We start from the raw sequence: 17,357 nt of genomic DNA on the forward strand, positions 1-17,357 counted from the left end.
GGACCTTCCTGCGCGGGCCGCCCTCTGCGGGCCGCCCTATCCGGCACTTTATTCGTCTGATAGTGTCCCCAAGGACGACTTCCTTCGGGGCGTCCGTACTGCAGTTCGTCAAATCGATCGGAGTACCCGTCATGCCTTCGTACAAACAGTTGACTGCCCAGCTTGAAAAGCTCCACAAGGAAGTCGCGGTGGCGCGCGAAAAAGAAATTGCCCAGGCGATCGCCGAGATCAAGCAGAAGGTCGCCGAATACGATCTGACAGCGGAAGAGTTGGGTTTTACAAGCAAGCGTGCCGTGGGACGCAAACCGGTTTCCGTAGCCAAGTACCGCAACCCGAAAACGGGCGAGACGTGGAGTGGCCGTGGCCGTTCACCTGGCTGGCTTGCGGGCAAGAATCGCGAGCGCTTTCTGATCGAGGTCTGAAGCCCTTTCGTCCATGGCGCTTGCGCTCGCTACGCGCCGGATTTTTTCTGAAGTGAAGTTGCGCCGGGTTTTCCTCGCACCGCTGAGAGGGTCCCGAAAACACTCACCTTTCGTGTGGGCTTGCAACGCGCGTCATGTTTTTTTCCAGGCGCCGTGAACCAGGGTTCGTTGTTTCGGTGAGCCTGGTTTTGTCGGATGACGCACCTTGCGCTGCAATCGCCCCGACTGCCACCGTGCTTGTACACGCTTCCTCGAAACCCGCGCCGGCCTTTGCTGGCGGGCGTTCCCAGGCTATGCGAAGAATCGCGTAATCCGTCATTCAGTTCTCACGCTGTCTTGTTCGCGGACTTTGCCTGGTTGCTGGACTTCGCGCCGCTGGTGCGTGAGCGGCCGTCGGTCTGTTCACCTTTTGCCGCGATTCGAGCTCCGCATTCGCGGGTCCCGAAAACTCTCACCTTTGCGCTCGTCCGCGTGTGCGACGCGATGCGTCACCTCATACGTCACTTGATCTGCCCGGGGCAAACCCGGAGATGAGTTCGCCTCATACCCTGGATCAAAACTCATCGATACAGGGTCGCGGATGCCGAACAGCACAATCGGTCATCCACTCAACCTCGACGGAAAGACCATGAGCGTATCGACGGACAAACAACTCTTTATCGGCGAAGGATTCGAAGGCCCCGGCGTCAATCTCGCGCATATCAACGTACTGGTTGGCCCGCGCAATGGGCCCGCCGGGCAGGCTTTCGCCACGGCGTTGGCGACGCCTTCCGCGGGCCACGCGCCGTTCGTCGTGATCGCACGGCCGGGCGTGCCGACCAAGCCGCTCACGCTGTACGTGAACAAGGCGCAGATCGGCAGCGACTTCCACGGCAACGCGACGTGGGGCGCTTCGCAAGCCGGCATCGCGAAGGCCGTGGCCGAGTCGCTGGAGAACGGCACGCTGCCGCCCGAGGCGGAAAACGATTGGGTGGTGGTGTCGGCGAACTGGGTCAATCCGGCCACCGACGATCTCGACGCCGTCTTCGAGAACAACTACCGCGCGTGCAAGAACGCGATCCTCGCAGCGATGAAGGGTTTGCCGCATCGCGATGAAGTGTTCGCCGCCGCGCGCGATGTGTCGAACCCGTTCTACACGCCGAAACAACGTTAATCACGCGTAACGCGGTTCGCGCGCCGTGAAGGCCGCGCAACTGTCTGCGCTACTGGATGCGATCAGGAAGGAGACAAGCACTATGGAATACATTCGCCTCGGCCACTCGGGCCTGAAGGTTTCGCGTCTGTGTCTCGGCACGATGAACATGGGCACCCCGCAATGGAAGCCGTGGATCTTCGACGAAGCGCAAAGCGAGCCGATCGTGCGTCACGCGCTGGAAGCCGGAGTCAATTTCATCGACCTCGCCGATTTCTATTCGACCGGCGTGGGTGAAGAAGTGGTGGGGCGCATTTTGAAGCGCATCGCGCGCCGCGAGGAAATTGTCGTGACGACCAAGGTCGGCTACGACATGGGCACGTATCAGAACGCCGGTGGCCATTCTCGCAAGCACATCATGGATGGCATCGACGCGTCGCTGACGCGCCTCGGGATGGACTACGTCGACATCTACATGCTGCATTTCTTCGACGTGAATACACCGGTCGAAGAAACCATGGGCGCGTTGAACGATATCGTGTGCGCCGGCAAGGCTCGCTATATCGGCGTGTCGACGATGTACACGTGGCAGTTCGCGAAGATCATGCAGGTCTGCGAACGCAATGGCTGGCACAAGCCGATCAACATGCAATTGCAGTTGAACCTTGCTTATCGCGAGGAAGAGCGCGAGATGATTCCGTACTGCCAGGATCAGGGCGTCGGTGTTTCCGTGTTCAGCCCGCTGGCTCGCGGCCTGCTGACCTGCGATGCATCCTCCACGCGCAACCAGACCGATTTCTTCACCGCGCAAATGTATGGCGACACGGCGTCGCGTGAGATTGCTGCTTCGGTGGCGCGCGTGGCGGCGCGGCGCGGTGTGTCGGCTGCACAGATCGCGCAGGCGTGGGTGCTGAATCACGGCGGTGTGGCGAGCATGCTGGTTGGCGCGGATACGCCCGCGCAGTTCGATAGCGCGCTCGCCGCGCTCGGCACGAAACTCAGCGCCGACGAGCTCTTCGAACTCGAACGCAACTACACGCCGTGCGATCTGATCAACGACTACACCGCGGGTAAACGGGTCGCCCGCGAAGCGCGGCTCGCGCAAGGCGCGTTTGTCGAGCAACTGGAGAAGGCAGCATGAACGAATTTCTGCGAACGGGACATTACATTGGCGGCGAGTGGTACGAAAGCGCAAGCACGTACCCGGTTTTGAATCCCGCGACGGGTGAGGTGATCGCCCAGGTCGCGCGAGGGGGTGCGGCGGAAACCACCCAGGCCGTCTCTGCGGCCGCCCGTGCCTTTCCGGCGTGGCGCGCGCTAACGGCAAAGGAACGCGGCGTGCGGGTCAAACGCTGGGGCGAGTTGATGCTCGAAAACCGCGACGTGCTGGCCGAACTGCTGACACTCGAGCAAGGCAAGCCGCTTGCCGAAGCGCGCGGCGAAGTGGGCTACGCGGCGAGCTTCTTCGAGTGGTTTGCCGAGGAAGCGAAGCGCAGCTATGGTGATGTGATCCCAAGCCCGAATCCGAACGCGAAGATCATCGTGACGCGCGAACCGGTCGGCGTGGTCGCGGCCATCACGCCGTGGAATTTCCCGCTCGCGATGATCACGCGCAAAGCGGGGCCGGCGCTTGCTGCCGGCTGCACGATGGTGCTCAAGCCGTCCGAAGAGACGCCATTGTCAGCGTTTGCATTGGGTGTGCTCGCGGAAAAAGCGGGCATTCCCGCGGGCGTGTTCAACATCGTGTCGGGCGATGCGGTCGCGATCGGCGCAGTGCTCACCGAATCGGAAGTGGTGCGCAAGCTCTCGTTCACCGGTTCGACGCGCGTCGGCAAGCTGCTCGCGAAGCAATCCGCGGATACGCTGAAGAAGCTCTCTTTGGAGCTTGGCGGTAACGCACCCTTCATCGTGTTCGACGATGCGGATATCGACGCCGCCGTGCAAGGCGCAATGGCTTCGAAATTCCGCAACACCGGGCAGACTTGTGTGTGCGTGAATCGCTTCTACGTGCAGGACGGTGTCTACGACGCGTTCACGCTGGCGCTGACAAAAGCTGTGCGCACGATGCGCGTAGGCAACGCGCTGCAGGGCGAGGTCGAACAAGGTCCGCTGATCAACCAGGCGGCGCTGAAGAAAGTGGAAGCGCATGTCGCCGACGCTCTGCAGAAAGGCGCGAAGGTGCTGACCGGTGGCAAACCACACGCGCTCGGCGGCACGTTCTACGAGCCGACGGTGCTGGTCGACGCGTCGAAGTCGATGCTGATTGCAGCGGAAGAAACCTTCGGCCCGGTGGCGGCGTGCTTTCGCTTCAAATCCGAAGACGAAGCGGTCGCCGCGGCCAACGACACGCCGTTCGGTCTCTCGGCCTATTTCTACACGCGCGATCTCGCCCGGGCATGGCGTGTCGCCGAGGCGCTGGAAAGCGGCATGGTCGGCATCAACGAAGGGATTCTGTCGACCGAAGTCGCGCCCTTCGGCGGCGTCAAGCAATCCGGCCTCGGTCGTGAAGGCTCGAAGTATGGGCTCGATGAATACACGGAACTGAAGTACATGATGATGGGCGGCCTCGGACGCTAGTCCTCGTATCGAGCGCCTATGCGTCTGTTTATGCGTCTGTCTCACGCGGCAACGGTGAGACGGACGAAGCAGCCCTGCGAAGCTTAAGCCGGCACCACGCCGGCCGCGCAAGGGCTGCCCACACAACGAAGGAGACAGCGTGAGCAATCAGGATATCCAGGCCGCCACTCTCGGCCTCGCCCGCACTTTGCCGTCCGCAGCCGCGGCGGCCAAGCGTGGCCCCATTTCTCTCGACGATGTTCCGCTGAACCGGTTTCACGTCAAGATCGCCGGGTTGACATTCGGCGCGCACTTTACCGAAGGTTTTGCACTCGGCACGATCGGCTATGCGCTTGCATCGTTGAATCGCCAGATGCCGCTGGACGCGTTCTGGATGGGCATGATCGGCAGTTCAGCATTGATGGGTATTTTTCTGGGCAGCCTTGTGTTCGGATGGCTCTCGGATCGCCTGGGACGACAGAAGATTTTCTTGCTGAGCTTTCTGATCATCACCGCGGCTGCATTTGCGCAGTTCTACGTGCGTTCGCCGGTCGAATTGTGTCTGCTGCGGGTGTTGATCGGCTTCGGGATGGGCGGCGATTTCGCGGTCGGACATGCGATCCTCGCCGAGTTTTCGCCACGCAAACATCGCGGAACCTTGCTCGGATCGTTCAGCGTCGTGTGGACGATCGGCTATGTGGTGGCGAACGTGCTCGGCATGCAGTACGCCGATGCGTCGCCGGATGCCTGGCGCTGGCTGCTTGCGTCGGCGGGCGTGCCTGCATTGATTGTGCTGATTCTACGCATGGGCACACCCGAATCACCGCGCTGGCTCTATGGCAAGGGCCGCGTCGCCGAAGCCAAAGCAATCGTGCTCAAGCACTTCGGTCCCAACGTGACGCTCGACGGCGGCAGCGATGAACACGCAACGCATGGAAATGCCGGCTTCGCACGACTCTTCAGGAAGGACCTGATTCGCCGGACCATCTTCAACTGTGCGTTCTTCGTGTGTCTCGTGATTCCGTACTTCGCGATTTATACGTTTTTGCCGACCATCCTGAAGGCGATCCATTTGAACGATGGTTCGGGCGCGGATTTCCTGTTGAACGGCTTTCTTGTGCTGGGCGCGCTGATCGGCATCTGGCTCACGATCAAACTGCCGCGGCGCGTGTTTCTGATCGGTTCATTCGCGGTGACGTGCCTGTCGCTGATTGCGTTGAGTGTGCTGCCGGAGTCGGCGATGCTGGCGACGATCGTCGCGTTCGAGATCTTCACGCTGACGATGTCGGCTTTCTCGAACCTTGTTGGCGTGTTTCCGCCGGAGTGTTTTCCGACCGAGGTGCGGGCATGCGGTGTCGGACTTGCGATTGCGTGTAGCCGTCTCGGCTCGGCGGTCGGCACGTTTTTGTTGCCGCTCGGTATCGTTCACCTGGGTTTCCACGCGACGATGATGGTGCTGGCGGCCGTGTTGTTGATCGGTATGCTGGTATCGATTGCGTGGGCGCCTGAGACGAAGCATCTGACGTTGAACGAAGCCAGCGGCGCTTAACTCGGTCGAGCGCTGCAAAAAACCCGCCGCATCGGCAACGATGCGGCGGGTTTTCTATTTGTGGCGCTCCATTGTGATGTGGAACCTCGGCATTCCGCCGGATGCACATTGCGCGCATTTGAATGGCGCCCAGCCATTCAGGCTTCCCAGCTCCCGGAGCCAGTTTTTCCATTCCGACGTGTGCGACAAGTTGTCGCGGAAGAAAAATCTGATGCGTCTGTCGGTGCGCAGGCCGGCTTCATCTGAAAGACGCCCGATGCGGTGTAGGGAAAGTCTTATCCAAATAAGAATCGTCCTAGGTACTTACGAAAGCCGAAACCCTAATATTGATTTGCGCCTGAACGATAGGCCAATAGTTCGAAGCAAATACCGCCAAATCCTGGCGTGGAACGTTGGAGCGCCCAGGGGCAGATGGCGGGTCTCAATCAATCTCGATTCGCTGTTGATTCAATAATTTTCTTAACTCACTGGAGCAGCAAACATGAAATCAATTCTCCCGGCAGTTGTGATCGCGACCAGCGGTTTGTTGGGTCTCGCATCGTTCGGTGCTCAAGCGGCGGACGGCACGATTACTTTCACCGGCAGCCTGTCGAACACCACGTGTTCGATCAACGGCATCGCAGCGGGCACGCTCGCCACCTCGACGGCGACCTTGCCTGAGGTTTCGGCCGCCTCGCTTGGAACGGTCGGCTCAACTGCCGGCCGCTCGGCTCCGATCACGCTGGCCCTGACGGGTTGCACGGGCTCGGCGACCAAGGCAGTTGCCTTCTTCGAAAACGGCTCGACCGTCGACCAGACCAATGGCTATCTGGCGAACCAGGCAACCGCGAGCCCTGCCACGAATGTCGACGTGCGTTTGCTGAACGCATCGTATCTGCCGATCAACATTATTACCGGCTTGAACAACGATATCGCCGCGAACGGCGCGACGATCACCGCCAACGCAGCGACGTTGAAGTACTACGGCGAGTACTTCGCAACCGGCAAGGCAACGGCGGGCGCTGTTAGCACGTCGGTTCAATACACGATGCAGTACCAGTAAGCGAAGGCCGAGGCGTTCGCTCAGGCGAACGCTTTTTTTACGGACTTATTTCAAGATTATTTCTAGAGGTGATGTGATGAAGTTGCTCGGAAAAATGACGATGGGAATCGGTTTTGCATGTGCGCTTCTTGCAGGTAGCGCACAGGCAAGCGTGACGATCGGCGGTACGCGAGTGGTGTATCCGCTCGAGCAGCGCGAAGTCACGGTCAAGCTCGATAACGACAGCCACACCCCGTCGCTCGTACAAGTATGGATGGACGACGGTCATCCTGATGCAAAACCCGGCGAAATCCATGTGCCGTTTGTGATCACGCCGCCGATCTTCCGCATGGATGCGAACAAAGCGCAGACATTGCGTGTGATCTATACGGGTGACGCGCTGCCGCAAGATCGCGAATCGGTTTATTGGCTGAACGTGCTCGATATTCCACCGAAGGCGGATGCCGCGCCGGATGTCAACACGCTGCAACTGGCGTATCGCACACGCGTGAAGGTTTTCGTGCGTCCGGCCAAACTGCCGGGCAAAGCCGACGATGCGCCAGCCCAGTTGAGCTGGAAGGTGGTCGTGTCGCCGGATGGCAAGGGTCAGGCGCTGAGCGTGTCGAATCCGACGCCGTATTACGTGTCCTTTAGCGAAGTCGATGTCGAAAGCGGTGGACATACGTTCAAGAACGAACAAGGCGGCATGGTTGCGCCGCGCGAGTCGATGGTTTTGCCGGTTGCCAAGATGAGTGCCGTACCGGCAGGTGCAAAGATTCATTACACCGCGATTAACGATTACGGCGGCGCCCTGAGCGGCGACGCGACACTTGGCCAATAGACCGCAGCAGTCTGCCGGTCGGGCGATAGCCTCCCGCCCTTAACTCAACCCTTTCTCGTACAAGGCGTGCGTTGCACAGGCAACGCACAGGGACGACGCACGCCTGTTGCAAGACATTGGAAGTCAGTCAGATCATGAAACTCTCGCCTCGTCATCAGTCGCATGCTCGCACCAGTGAATTCCCTGGTCCGTTCGGCCTGAGCCCCGTAGCCGCGGTTGTTTTGTCGGTTTTCGCGGTGCTGGGCGGCGTCCAGTCGGCGAGCGTGAATGCATCCGAGTCTGGCAACGCTAGCGCAGCCGTTGAGTTCGATAGCACGTTTCTGCGTACTGATCCGAACCAAACGGTGGACGTCGGCCGTTTCGCGCGCGGCAACATGGTGTCGCCGGGTGTTTATTCAGTCGACCTGTTTGTCAACGACACTCGCGTGGCCCGCCAGGATGTTCGCTTCGTCGCGACGCACGAAGGGGAAAGCGCGCGCCCGTGCTTTAGCCGGAAGGAGCTGGAAGCGCTTGGCGTCGATTTTGCGAAGGTGGCTGCGCAAACCGGCGTGAAGGCAGAGCCGCTTGCGGCTGCCTCGTCGGCGAAAACGTCTGGCGACGGCGCGCAGGAGTGCGTCGACCTGGCCGCCACGGTGCCCGACGCCACAGTCGACTTCGATTTCTCCGAGCAGAAGCTCACGCTCAGCGTGCCGCAGAAATATATGCGCAACTCGGCACGCGGCTATGTGCCGCCTGATATGTGGCAAACCGGGGTGAACGCGGGATTCGTGAGCTACAACGCGAATACGTACCACACCGCCGGCTCGGGCACGCAGTCGACGCAAAGCTATTTGGGCCTCAATGCCGGCGTCAACATTGGCGCGTGGCATTTCCGCCATCAATCTTCGGTGTCGCAGGCGACGGGGCAAGGCACGCAGTTCGACAACATCGCGACCTATGTGCAACACGACGTTGCCGCTCTGAAATCGCAAGTGACGTTGGGCGACGGCAACACCACGGGCGACGTGTTCGACAGCGTGCAGTTCCGCGGCGCGCAGATCGCCACCGACGACCGCATGCTGCCCGAATCGCTGCGCGGCTATGCACCGGTGGTGCGCGGCACGGCGGAATCGAATGCGCGCGTGACGGTTCGTCAGAACGGTCAGGTGATCTATGAAACCAGCGTGTCGCCGGGTCCGTTCGAAATCAACGACCTGTATGCGACCGGCTACGGCGGCAATCTCGATGTGACCGTCACGGAAGCCGACGGCCGCACGAAAACGTTCACCGTGCCTTACGCCTCGGTCGCGCAGTCTCTGCGGCCTGGCACGACACGGTTTTCTGTCACGGCCGGCGAGTTGCGTAACGCCAACCTGGAAACCAAGCCGAATTTCGCACAGTTCACCTTGCAGCGCGGTCTCACGAACACCGTGACCGCTTACGGTGGCGCTGTGGCTGCAACCGGTTATGTCGCGGCCGACCTCGGTGCCGCGCTGAACACGAAGTTCGGCGCGTTTTCCGCCGACGTCACCGCCGCGCAAACCCAGGTGCCGAATCAAGGCACGATGCACGGCACTAGCTTGCGCATTGGCTACAGCAAGTTCATCGATTCGACCGATACGAACATTGCGGTTGCGGCCTACCGTTATTCGACCGCGGGTTATATGAGTTTGTCAGACGCGGCATCGGTGCGTGATCTGGCGATGCACGGTGGCGATACGAATTCGGTCTACCGCCAACGCAACCGCATGCAGCTTACTGTGAACCAGAATTTCAAGGATCACGGCACGGTGTTCCTGAGCGCATCGTCGCAGCAGTACTGGAACCACGGCGGCAGCGACACGTTTTATCAGGCCGGCTACACAAACAGTTTCAAGTACGGCACCTACAGCATTACGGCCGGACGCACGCGCAACTCGGACGGTTCGATGTCGAACCAGTTCATGCTCAGCACGACGCTTCCGCTGGGCCACAGCCAGCATGCGCCGTTGATGTCGACCAACCTGTCCAGCTCGGGCGGCAGTACCAACTTGCAGGCCAACGTGAGCGGCTCGCTGGGCGACAGCAACCAGTACTCGTACAACGCATACGGCTCGTATGGCAGCGGCAGTGGCAGCAGTTCGTCCAACGCGGGCGTGAGCGGTGCATGGCGCGCGCCTTATGCGCAGATGACGACGTCGGCGAGCACGGGCTCGGGTGTGAGCCAGGTGTCGGCCGGTATTAGCGGGTCGATCGTCGCTCATCCGGGCGGCGTGACGCTTTCACAGACGGTGGGCGATACCTTCGGCATCGTGGACGCCCCGGGCGCAGCGGGTGCGAGTGTGACCAGCTCCCCGGGCGTCAAGCTCAATAGCCGCGGTTACGCGGTGGTGCCTTACCTGACGCCTTACGGCATGAACACCGTCGACATCGACCCGAAGGGCACGTCGACTGACGTCGAATTCGAATCGACTTCGGAGCAGGCAGTGCCGAGGTTCGGCTCGGTGGTGATGATCAAGTACAAGACGGTGACCGGGCGTGCAGCGCTGATTCGTGCGCCGCAACTGGGTGATAAGGCGTTGCCGTTCGGCGTAGATGTGGTGGATGGAAATGGCAAGACAGTTGGCGTGGTCGCGCAGGACAGCCGGATTTTTGCGCGCGGCCTGGATGACAAGGGCTCGCTGTTTGTGAAGTGGGGCTCGGCGGCGTCTGAGCAGTGCCGGATCGATTATGTGTTGCCGAAGCAGGGTGGGAAGACAAATGCTGCGTATCTGTCCGTTGAAGGGCATTGCGTGAGTGTTGATCAAACGAATCTCGCGGATATCGCTTCCGGCGATGCAGCGCGCGGTCAATCGGAAAGGTGAATATGATGTTTGAATCCAAATTGGTATTTAGCGGGTCTTGCTTGGAAAGACTCCGTCTTCAACGGCCGGCTAGACAGATTCACAAGCACCACAGGTATCTGTCGCTAACACGGCAATTTATGCATCTTCTGTTGTTTCTACTGGCCGGATTGGTCTCTGTATCTGCACACGCAGCGTTGTCGTGTAACGCTCCCGTTGCTAACGGCTTCAACAATTCAATTGATCTGGGGACCATCTCGATACCGAATGGCGCGGCTGTCGGAACTTCTGTGGGAACCCCTGTGACTTTGCCGTACAAGCCGCAGTGTTGGTTTACGACTAGCGATGAACTGTCCGCCACGTTGTTTATTGACTTCACGCCGTCGGGCTACGCCCTTGCCAGCGGATTTTCTGATGTTTATCAAACGAATGTGCCGGGTCTAGGGGTTCGTTATACCTTTAATTCCTCGGCATGCGGGGCGGCGAATGTCGTATTGACCGGCTCGAGTACGCGCCTTACTTGCCCTATCAGCGCTCCGAACATGGCCACTTACGCATACGCCCCTGGCACCGTAACCGTTACGGCGATTGTCACCGGTGCAGTCAAAGGTGGCGTGTCTTCAGCCTCGGCGGGACCCGTAGTACAGGTTAGCTATGTGACATCGGACGCTTCCAGGTCTTGGCCTCAGACCAATCTCACCTCCGGGAGCGTGATGGGTGATATCACCCACGCCACCTGTTCAGTCACCCAAGCGAATGTTGCAGTTCAGCTTCCTAGTGTCGGTACCGGCGCACTTTCTTCCAGCGTCGGCGATATCGCAGGTTCGCAGGCATTCGCGCTTTCGTTCAGTTGTGCGGCGGGCGCAAAGGTACTTATCACTCTCACTGACAACGTCAATCCAGCGAATCGGGGAAACACGCTTCAGCTCACGGCAGACTCGACGGCGCGTGGTGTTGGGGTGCAGGTTCTGAACGGCGGTGTACCGGTATCGTTCGGCCCGGATTCTGCCACTGTAGGCAATACAAATCAGTGGTTGATAGGCGCGTCGCCGAATGGTCCTTTGCAAGTACCGCTGACGGCGCGCTATATAAGTACCGGCACGGTCGCTGCTGGGACGATCAAGGCGCTCACGACTTTTACTATGTCATATCAGTAATTCCAGGGGGTAGTCTGCCGCGTTCCGGTGTGTGAGCGGCGTTCCTCGCGGTCGCCTTGGTGTGACCCCCCAGCCCCCATTTCCCGCTTCCCGTCCCCATGACGTGTATCATTCGTTCCCTGCGCTGTTCTGCGCTGGCGATTCCCGTATTGTCGAACGCTCGTTCGTGACCTGGTTCCGACGCGGTCGAGTTGCCATTGTGATGCGGGTTCCCGGCCCAACTCCCGCAGCTCGACGCCGCCGCGCCAGACGTGGCAGAGCAGAGGCCACAAGCCTTTGAAGACCGCCCGAACCCCCTATCAGTGACCGCCAGACCCGATGTCAGTCTCCGAACTAAACCGCCGCCGCACGTTCGCGGTCATCTCCCACCCGGACGCGGGCAAGACCACGCTTACTGAAAAGCTGTTGCTGTTCTCGGGCGCGATCCAGATCGCCGGCACCGTGAAGGGCCGCAAGAGCAACCGCTACGCGACATCCGACTGGATGGAGATCGAAAAGCAGCGCGGCATTTCGGTGGCGAGCTCGGTGATGCAGTTCGAGTACGGCGACGCCGTGATCAACCTGCTCGACACCCCGGGCCACGAAGACTTCTCTGAAGATACCTACCGGGTGCTGACCGCGGTCGATGCCGCCGTGATGGTGATCGACGGCGCGAACGGTGTCGAAGCACAAACGCTGAAGCTGCTCGAAGTCTGCCGCAGCCGCAAGACGCCGATCGTCACTTTCATCAACAAGCTCGACCGCGAAGTGCGCGAGCCGCTCGAACTGCTCGATGAAATCGAACAGCATCTGGGCGTCGCCGCTGTGCCGTTCACGTGGCCGATCGGCATGGGCAAGGAATTCCAGGGCGTCTACGACATCCAGCACGATCAGGTGCGCCTGTTCCGTGCCGGGCAGGATAAGGCGGGCGGTGCGGTCGAAACGCTGCAAGCGCTCAGCGACGAAGAAGGCGAACGCCGCTTCGGCCATAGCTGGGTCAAGGCGAAGGAAGAGATCGACCTGATCACCGGCGCGTCGCCCGATTTCGATCGCGAACTGTTCCTCGCGGGTGAGCAATCGCCGGTGCTGTTCGGCTCGGCGATCAATAACTTCGGCGTGAAGGAAATTCTTGACGCGCTGGTCGATCTGGCACCGCCGCCCTCGATGCGGATGACCGTGCAACGTCCGGTGATGCCGGACGAGCCGAAGTTCACCGGCGTCGTCTTCAAGGTGCAGGCGAACATGGACCTGGCGCACCGCGACCGCGTGGCGTTCATTCGTGTGTGTTCGGGGCATTTCGAACGCGGCATGGCCGTGAAGGTGACGCGCACGAACAAGACGTTCCGCGCGAATAACGTGGTGACGTTCCTGTCGCAGCGCCGCGAGACGGTCAGCGAGGCGTATCCGGGCGACATCATCGGTATCCCGAACCACGGTACCTTGAGTCTCGGCGATACGCTGACCGAAGGCGAACAGTTGCAGTTCGTCGGTTTGCCGTTTTTCGCGCCGGAAATTTTCCAGACGGTGGAAGTGGTGGACCCGATGCGCGCGAAGCAGCTAGGCGAAGCGCTGAAGCAACTCGGCGAAGAAGGCGCGATTCAGGTGTTCCGTCCAGACGTGGGCGGCTTGATAATTCTTGGCGCGGTCGGGCAACTGCAGTTTGAAGTGGTGTCGCATCGGTTGTCGACGGAATACAAGGTCGATGTGCGGATGGCGCCGGCTCGCTATCGTATGTCGCGCTGGGTGACGTGTGACGATGCGGCCGAATTGCGCCGTTTCACCGATTCGTACGCGGCGCGGATTGCGCTCGATGCATCGGATGCGCCGACGTATCTGGCGTCGCATGTGTCGGAAATCGAAGTCGCGCAGAAGGCGTGGCCGAAGATTGTGTTCAACGAATTGCGCGAGCACTCGGGCGCGCCGTTCAAGAAAGCGATGTAAGCGCTCAGATGCTGAGCCAGTGCGGTCTGGCGAGTGTTTCGGTGTTAGAAAAATCGCTTAACGACCCTCATAGGGGCTACTAGCCGGTATAGCAGCCCATACGTGGGCTGTTATACCGGTCGACGCAAGGTTTAACCCGTGCGCAGCGAACAGGCCTTCGCTGCGCCAACCTCACTCCATCTTCAAAACCGCTTCCCGCATCCATCCAGCAAACGCCTGCACATGCTCAAGCGTCGCGTGGCGTTGCGCCACGTCGAGCCAATAGCCGAACGGACCCGCCACTTCGACATCGGAAAACTGCGCCAGACTGCCGTCCGCCAGTTCCTCGACGATCATGTTCCGGTCCACCACCGCTAGCCCCGCTCCCTTACGCGCCGCGCGGATCGCCTGCTCCAGCGTCGAAAACTCGATGCCGTTCTCCGCGTAGCGTGCCGGCATGCCCGCCTTCGCGAGCCAGTTCGGCCATAGGTCCAATCTCGCGTCGTTATGCAGCACGTGCAGCGCGGGCATATGTTCAAGCAACCGATCGAGTGGTTCACCGAGCAAACGCGGCGCGCCGACGAGCACGTGGCGCTCGACCATCAGCAATTCCGAATGTGCACCGGCGAGCGCGTCACGGCCGAAGCGGATGTTGCAGTGACAATCTTCGGTAGGCGAAGTGCGGACAGACAATTCGACGTCGGGCATCTCGTCAGCCAGCGAACCGAGCCGCGGCGAGAACCATTGCGTCGCGAACGTGGGCGGCACAGCGAGCACGAGACGTCGTCGGCCTTTGGCCGCGGTGATCTGGCGGAAGCCGCGCTCGATCGTGTCGAAGGCGTCGGAGAGACAGGGCAGGAGTTGCAAGCCGACGGGTGTCAAACGAATACCCTTGTGATCGCGCTCGAACAGTTTCTCGCCTAGCGAGTCCTCAAGCAGCTTGATCTGCCGGCTCACCGCGCCCTGGGTCACGCACAGCGCGGTGGCGGCCCGATTGAAGCTCATATGACGAGCCGTCTCTTCGAAGAAGCGCAACGCAATCAGCGATGGCAAGCGCCGCATAAATCACCTTCTGTCTCTTTCGTCATCCGGTGCAGGCCGACTGCTATCAGGCAGCGCTGCGGGAATTTATGTCGTGTTGCGTCGCCGGCCGCGCGTTGTCTCCGACGCGCCATGCAGGCCACAATCAGCCAGCGATTTTTCAAGCAAAGTGCCGTTTGGCATCTTCCTGGATTGTCGCATTTCGGCTCGATATTTTGCCTGTGCGCGCTAAAAAAATTCCAATGCGCGTTGGGCCGGATCAAGTGATACTTCGGGCGCGTCCGGCGGCCCATCCGGAAGCACCGCGCAAGACCGCGACTTCGCCTATCCTGACGAAGACGCGCGCCTCGCAGCCGGCGCGCTTTCCCCACTCTGCGGAGCGCCCGTGACCGTTCGCAATCTCGACGCCTTGTTCCGACCCAAATCCGTCGCCGTGATCGGCGCTTCCGAGCGGCCGGGTAGCACCGGAGCGATGGTGTGGTCGCGTGTGCTCGAAGGCGGCTTCAATGGCCCTATCTGGCCGGTCAATCCGAAATACGACACGCTCGACGGCCGCGCGGTTATCGGCGATGCCGGCGATCTTTCCGAAGCGCCAACCGTCGCACTAATCTGCACCCCGCCTGATACCTGGCCTGGCATCATCCATAAGCTTGGGGGTTTGGGCACGCGCGCGGCGATCATCGTCGGCGAGGTGCGTAGTGATGAGGACCGCCTGCAGCTCCGGCATGCACTCTCGGCGGCGCGGCCGCATCTGCTGCGCATTGTCGGGCCGGGCAGTCTCGGTGTGGTGTCGCCGGCGCTGCACGCGCATTTCGGCGCGCCGTCCTGCACGGTGAAGGCGGGTGGTGTCGCGTGGGTCTCACAGTCGAATGCGCTGACCAACGCGGTGCTCGGCTGGGCGCATGCGCGAGGCCTTGGCTTTTCGCACGCGGTGGCGCTGGGTGGTGAAGCCGATGTGGATGCCGGCGATGTGCTCGACTATCTGGCGAGCGATCCCGGCACGCGCGCGATCCTCCTGGAGCTGGATACGGTGCGCGCGGCGCGTAAATTTATGTCCGCGGCTCGCGCGGCGGCGCGCAACAAGCCGGTGCTGGCGTTGCGCTCAGGCCGCGCCGATCCGGCCGACGCGCTGTACACCGCTGCTTTCCGCCGCGCGGGCATGGTGCGCGTCGATTCGCTCGACGATCTGCTCGATGAAATCGAAACGCTCGGTGTGGGCAGAGTGGCGGCGGGCGCGACAGCGACGCTGATCACCAGTGACAATGGCCTCGCCACGCTCGCCTGCGACGCCTTCGCCGCCGCCGGCGACACGCTCGCGCCGTGGCCCGCCGAGGCGGATGCGGCGCTAGGCGAGGCGCTGCCGCACGCGGTGGCCGGCAACCCGCTAAGACTCGGCGATGACGCCCGCCCCGAGCATTTCGGCACCGCGCTCAAGCTGCTCGCCGAGCATCGCAGCACGGGTACGGCGTTCGTGGTGCACGCGTCGACGCATGGCGCGCCGGTCGGCGAGGTCGCGCAGGCATTGATCGCGAATCAGCGCTTCGCGTATCGCGGGCTGCTCGCGTGCTTTTTCGGCGGCGTGGACGCGGCGACGCGCGACGCGCTGCATGCGCAAGGCATCCCGGTTCATACGACGCCGCAGCGGCTTGCACGTGCCTTCGCACGTCTGGTTGACTACCGGATGGGCCGCGAGTTGCTGATGCAAACGCCCGAGGGCCTGCCGGCGCAGGTTCCCGAAGAAATTGACGCTGCTCAGGCGCAGGCCCGCGCCGCGCTTGCAGCAGGTGAGCACCAACTAACTGGGGCGGCGGCGGCACAGTTTCTTGAGCGTTTTGGGCTGGGCGTTGAAACGCAAGGGGGCGACCTGAAGAAAGGATCATCGGTGCAAGGCGCTACGGAAGGGGCGGCCCAAGTGCTGACCCAACAAGCCGCGCAGCAATTGGCCGCGGCGTCGGCGCAAGCAGATTGCACGGAACGGGTCGCCGCGCAGTCGCGCAAGCCGGTTGTCGACATCGCCGTCGAACTTCACGACGACGACAACTTCGGCCCCGTCTTCCGCTTCACCGCGCCGTCGGGGGATGGCGTGTCAGAGCCGCTGCGCGTCTACGGCTTGCCACCGCTCAACCCGATGCTCGCGCGCGACATCGTCACGCGCTCGCGTTACGCACGGCTGATCGACCCGGAACCGGCATTGGCCGCATTGACGGCGCTCTCGCAGGCGGTCTGCGACGTCAAGGAGATCGTCGGTCTCAATCTGACACTGCGGGTGTTCAGCGACCATGTCGTGATCGTCGAGCCGGCCCTGAGCATCGCGTCGACGCGCAGCCGTCTCGCCATCGTGCCTTATCCGCGCCGCTTCGAAGAGACGCTCGACTGGCAGGGCCTGCGTGTGACGGTCCGGCCGATCCGTCCGGAAGACGAAGCCGCGCACCATGATTTCGTCGAGGCGATGACGCCTGAAGATTTACGCCTGCGGTTTTTCGGTGCGGTCGGCAGTTTCGACCACTCGCAACTCGCGCGGATGACGCAGATCGACTACGACCGCGAAATGGCGCTGATCGCGACGGTGACGAGCGAGGAAGGTTTTACGCGCACCCTCGGTGTGGTGCGCGCGGTGGCCGATCCGGACAACGAGACAGCGGAGTTTGCCGCCGCGGTGCGCTCGGACCAGAAAGGCCGGCGCCTTGGACAATTGCTGATGGACCGCATCATCAAGTACGCGCGGGCACGTGGCATCCATTGGCTGATCGGCGAGGCGCTGCGGGAAAATACGCCAATGATCGCTTTGGCCAGGTCCTGCGGTTTCACCATCACGCCGACGGAAGATCCGGGCGTGGTCGGGTTCAGGATGGCGCTGGATGAGCCGGTGCGGTCTAGCGCAGACGTGGCGCGTGGCGCACATTGATCTGACAGGGACAACCGCCGCCCCGCGCCGATC

The 17,357-nt window shown here is 61.4% G+C and carries 12 protein-coding genes; 11 read left to right on the forward strand and 1 reads right to left on the reverse strand.

All coding sequences use genetic code 11. The features are described from left to right. The first annotated feature begins 131 nt into the window (after positions 1 to 131). The 10 genes from PQR67_RS21215 to PQR67_RS21260 all read left to right on the forward strand — a co-directional run bounded on the left by PQR67_RS21215 (position 132) and on the right by PQR67_RS21260 (position 13,399). Positions 132 to 422: an H-NS histone family protein gene (locus tag PQR67_RS21215; protein ID WP_408463491.1), complete on the forward strand. Its 291-nt coding sequence runs from the start codon at positions 132 to 134 to the stop codon at positions 420 to 422. A gap of 628 nt (positions 423 to 1,050) precedes the next feature. Next, positions 1,051 to 1,575 carry a formaldehyde-activating enzyme gene (fae, locus tag PQR67_RS21220; protein WP_093634452.1) on the forward strand — a complete coding sequence of 175 codons (525 nt, stop codon included), beginning with the start codon at positions 1,051 to 1,053 and terminating at the stop codon, positions 1,573 to 1,575. 82 nt (positions 1,576 to 1,657) lie between these two features. Further along, on the forward strand, positions 1,658 to 2,695 hold the full coding sequence (locus PQR67_RS21225) for an aldo/keto reductase (protein ID WP_408463494.1): 1,038 nt from the start codon (positions 1,658 to 1,660) through the stop codon (positions 2,693 to 2,695). After that, entirely contained in the window at positions 2,692 to 4,131 is a 1,440-nt protein-coding gene (locus tag PQR67_RS21230) for an NAD-dependent succinate-semialdehyde dehydrogenase (RefSeq protein ID WP_408463497.1), read from the forward strand. The genes PQR67_RS21225 and PQR67_RS21230 overlap by 4 nt, the downstream gene beginning before the upstream one ends. Positions 4,132 to 4,270: 139 nt before the next feature. Then, positions 4,271 to 5,659, forward strand: a complete 1,389-nt coding sequence (locus PQR67_RS21235) for an MFS transporter (RefSeq protein WP_408463500.1) — start codon at positions 4,271 to 4,273, stop codon at positions 5,657 to 5,659. 481 nt (positions 5,660 to 6,140) lie between these two features. Next, positions 6,141 to 6,701, forward strand: a complete 561-nt coding sequence (locus PQR67_RS21240) for a fimbrial protein (RefSeq protein ID WP_408463503.1) — start codon at positions 6,141 to 6,143, stop codon at positions 6,699 to 6,701. 76 nt (positions 6,702 to 6,777) lie between these two features. Further along, on the forward strand, positions 6,778 to 7,521 hold the full coding sequence (locus PQR67_RS21245; RefSeq protein WP_408463505.1) for a fimbrial biogenesis chaperone: 744 nt from the start codon (positions 6,778 to 6,780) through the stop codon (positions 7,519 to 7,521). A gap of 134 nt (positions 7,522 to 7,655) precedes the next feature. Next, a complete protein-coding gene (locus PQR67_RS21250; RefSeq protein ID WP_408463508.1) occupies positions 7,656 to 10,343 on the forward strand; it encodes a fimbria/pilus outer membrane usher protein in 2,688 nt (895 codons plus the stop codon). A 281-nt stretch (positions 10,344 to 10,624) separates the two neighbouring features. After that, complete coding sequence (locus PQR67_RS21255; protein ID WP_408463510.1) at positions 10,625 to 11,479, forward strand: fimbrial protein; 855 nt, start codon at positions 10,625 to 10,627, stop codon at positions 11,477 to 11,479. Positions 11,480 to 11,797: 318 nt separating this feature from the next. Then, positions 11,798 to 13,399: a peptide chain release factor 3 gene (locus PQR67_RS21260; RefSeq protein ID WP_408463512.1), complete on the forward strand. Its 1,602-nt coding sequence runs from the start codon at positions 11,798 to 11,800 to the stop codon at positions 13,397 to 13,399. 171 nt (positions 13,400 to 13,570) lie between these two features. On the opposite strand, the gene PQR67_RS21265 is transcribed toward PQR67_RS21260, so the two are convergent. Continuing rightward, on the reverse strand, positions 13,571 to 14,440 hold the full coding sequence (locus tag PQR67_RS21265) for a LysR substrate-binding domain-containing protein (RefSeq protein ID WP_408463514.1): 870 nt from the start codon (positions 14,438 to 14,440) through the stop codon (positions 13,571 to 13,573). Between the two features lie 364 nt (positions 14,441 to 14,804). On the opposite strand from PQR67_RS21265, the gene PQR67_RS21270 reads away from it, so the two are divergent. Beyond that, positions 14,805 to 17,324, forward strand: coding sequence for a bifunctional acetate--CoA ligase family protein/GNAT family N-acetyltransferase (locus tag PQR67_RS21270; RefSeq protein ID WP_408463517.1), 2,520 nt, complete (start codon positions 14,805 to 14,807; stop codon positions 17,322 to 17,324). Positions 17,325 to 17,357: the final 33 nt, after the last annotated feature.

The sequence above is a fragment of the Paraburkholderia fungorum genome, from assembly GCF_046026025.1.
Lineage (GTDB): Bacteria > Pseudomonadota > Gammaproteobacteria > Burkholderiales > Burkholderiaceae > Paraburkholderia > Paraburkholderia fungorum_E.

Coding starts and splice junctions, on each gene's coding strand:
- PQR67_RS21240 (WP_408463503.1), top strand. CDS start 6,141: ATGAAATCAATTCTCCCGGCAGTTGTGATCGCGACCAGCGGTTTGTTG.
- PQR67_RS21215 (WP_408463491.1), top strand. CDS start 132: ATGCCTTCGTACAAACAGTTGACTGCCCAGCTTGAAAAGCTCCACAAG.
- fae (WP_093634452.1), top strand. CDS start 1,051: ATGAGCGTATCGACGGACAAACAACTCTTTATCGGCGAAGGATTCGAA.
- PQR67_RS21225 (WP_408463494.1), top strand. CDS start 1,658: ATGGAATACATTCGCCTCGGCCACTCGGGCCTGAAGGTTTCGCGTCTG.
- PQR67_RS21265 (WP_408463514.1), bottom strand. CDS start 14,440: ATGCGGCGCTTGCCATCGCTGATTGCGTTGCGCTTCTTCGAAGAGACG.
- PQR67_RS21250 (WP_408463508.1), top strand. CDS start 7,656: ATGAAACTCTCGCCTCGTCATCAGTCGCATGCTCGCACCAGTGAATTC.
- PQR67_RS21245 (WP_408463505.1), top strand. CDS start 6,778: ATGAAGTTGCTCGGAAAAATGACGATGGGAATCGGTTTTGCATGTGCG.
- PQR67_RS21230 (WP_408463497.1), top strand. CDS start 2,692: ATGAACGAATTTCTGCGAACGGGACATTACATTGGCGGCGAGTGGTAC.
- PQR67_RS21260 (WP_408463512.1), top strand. CDS start 11,798: ATGTCAGTCTCCGAACTAAACCGCCGCCGCACGTTCGCGGTCATCTCC.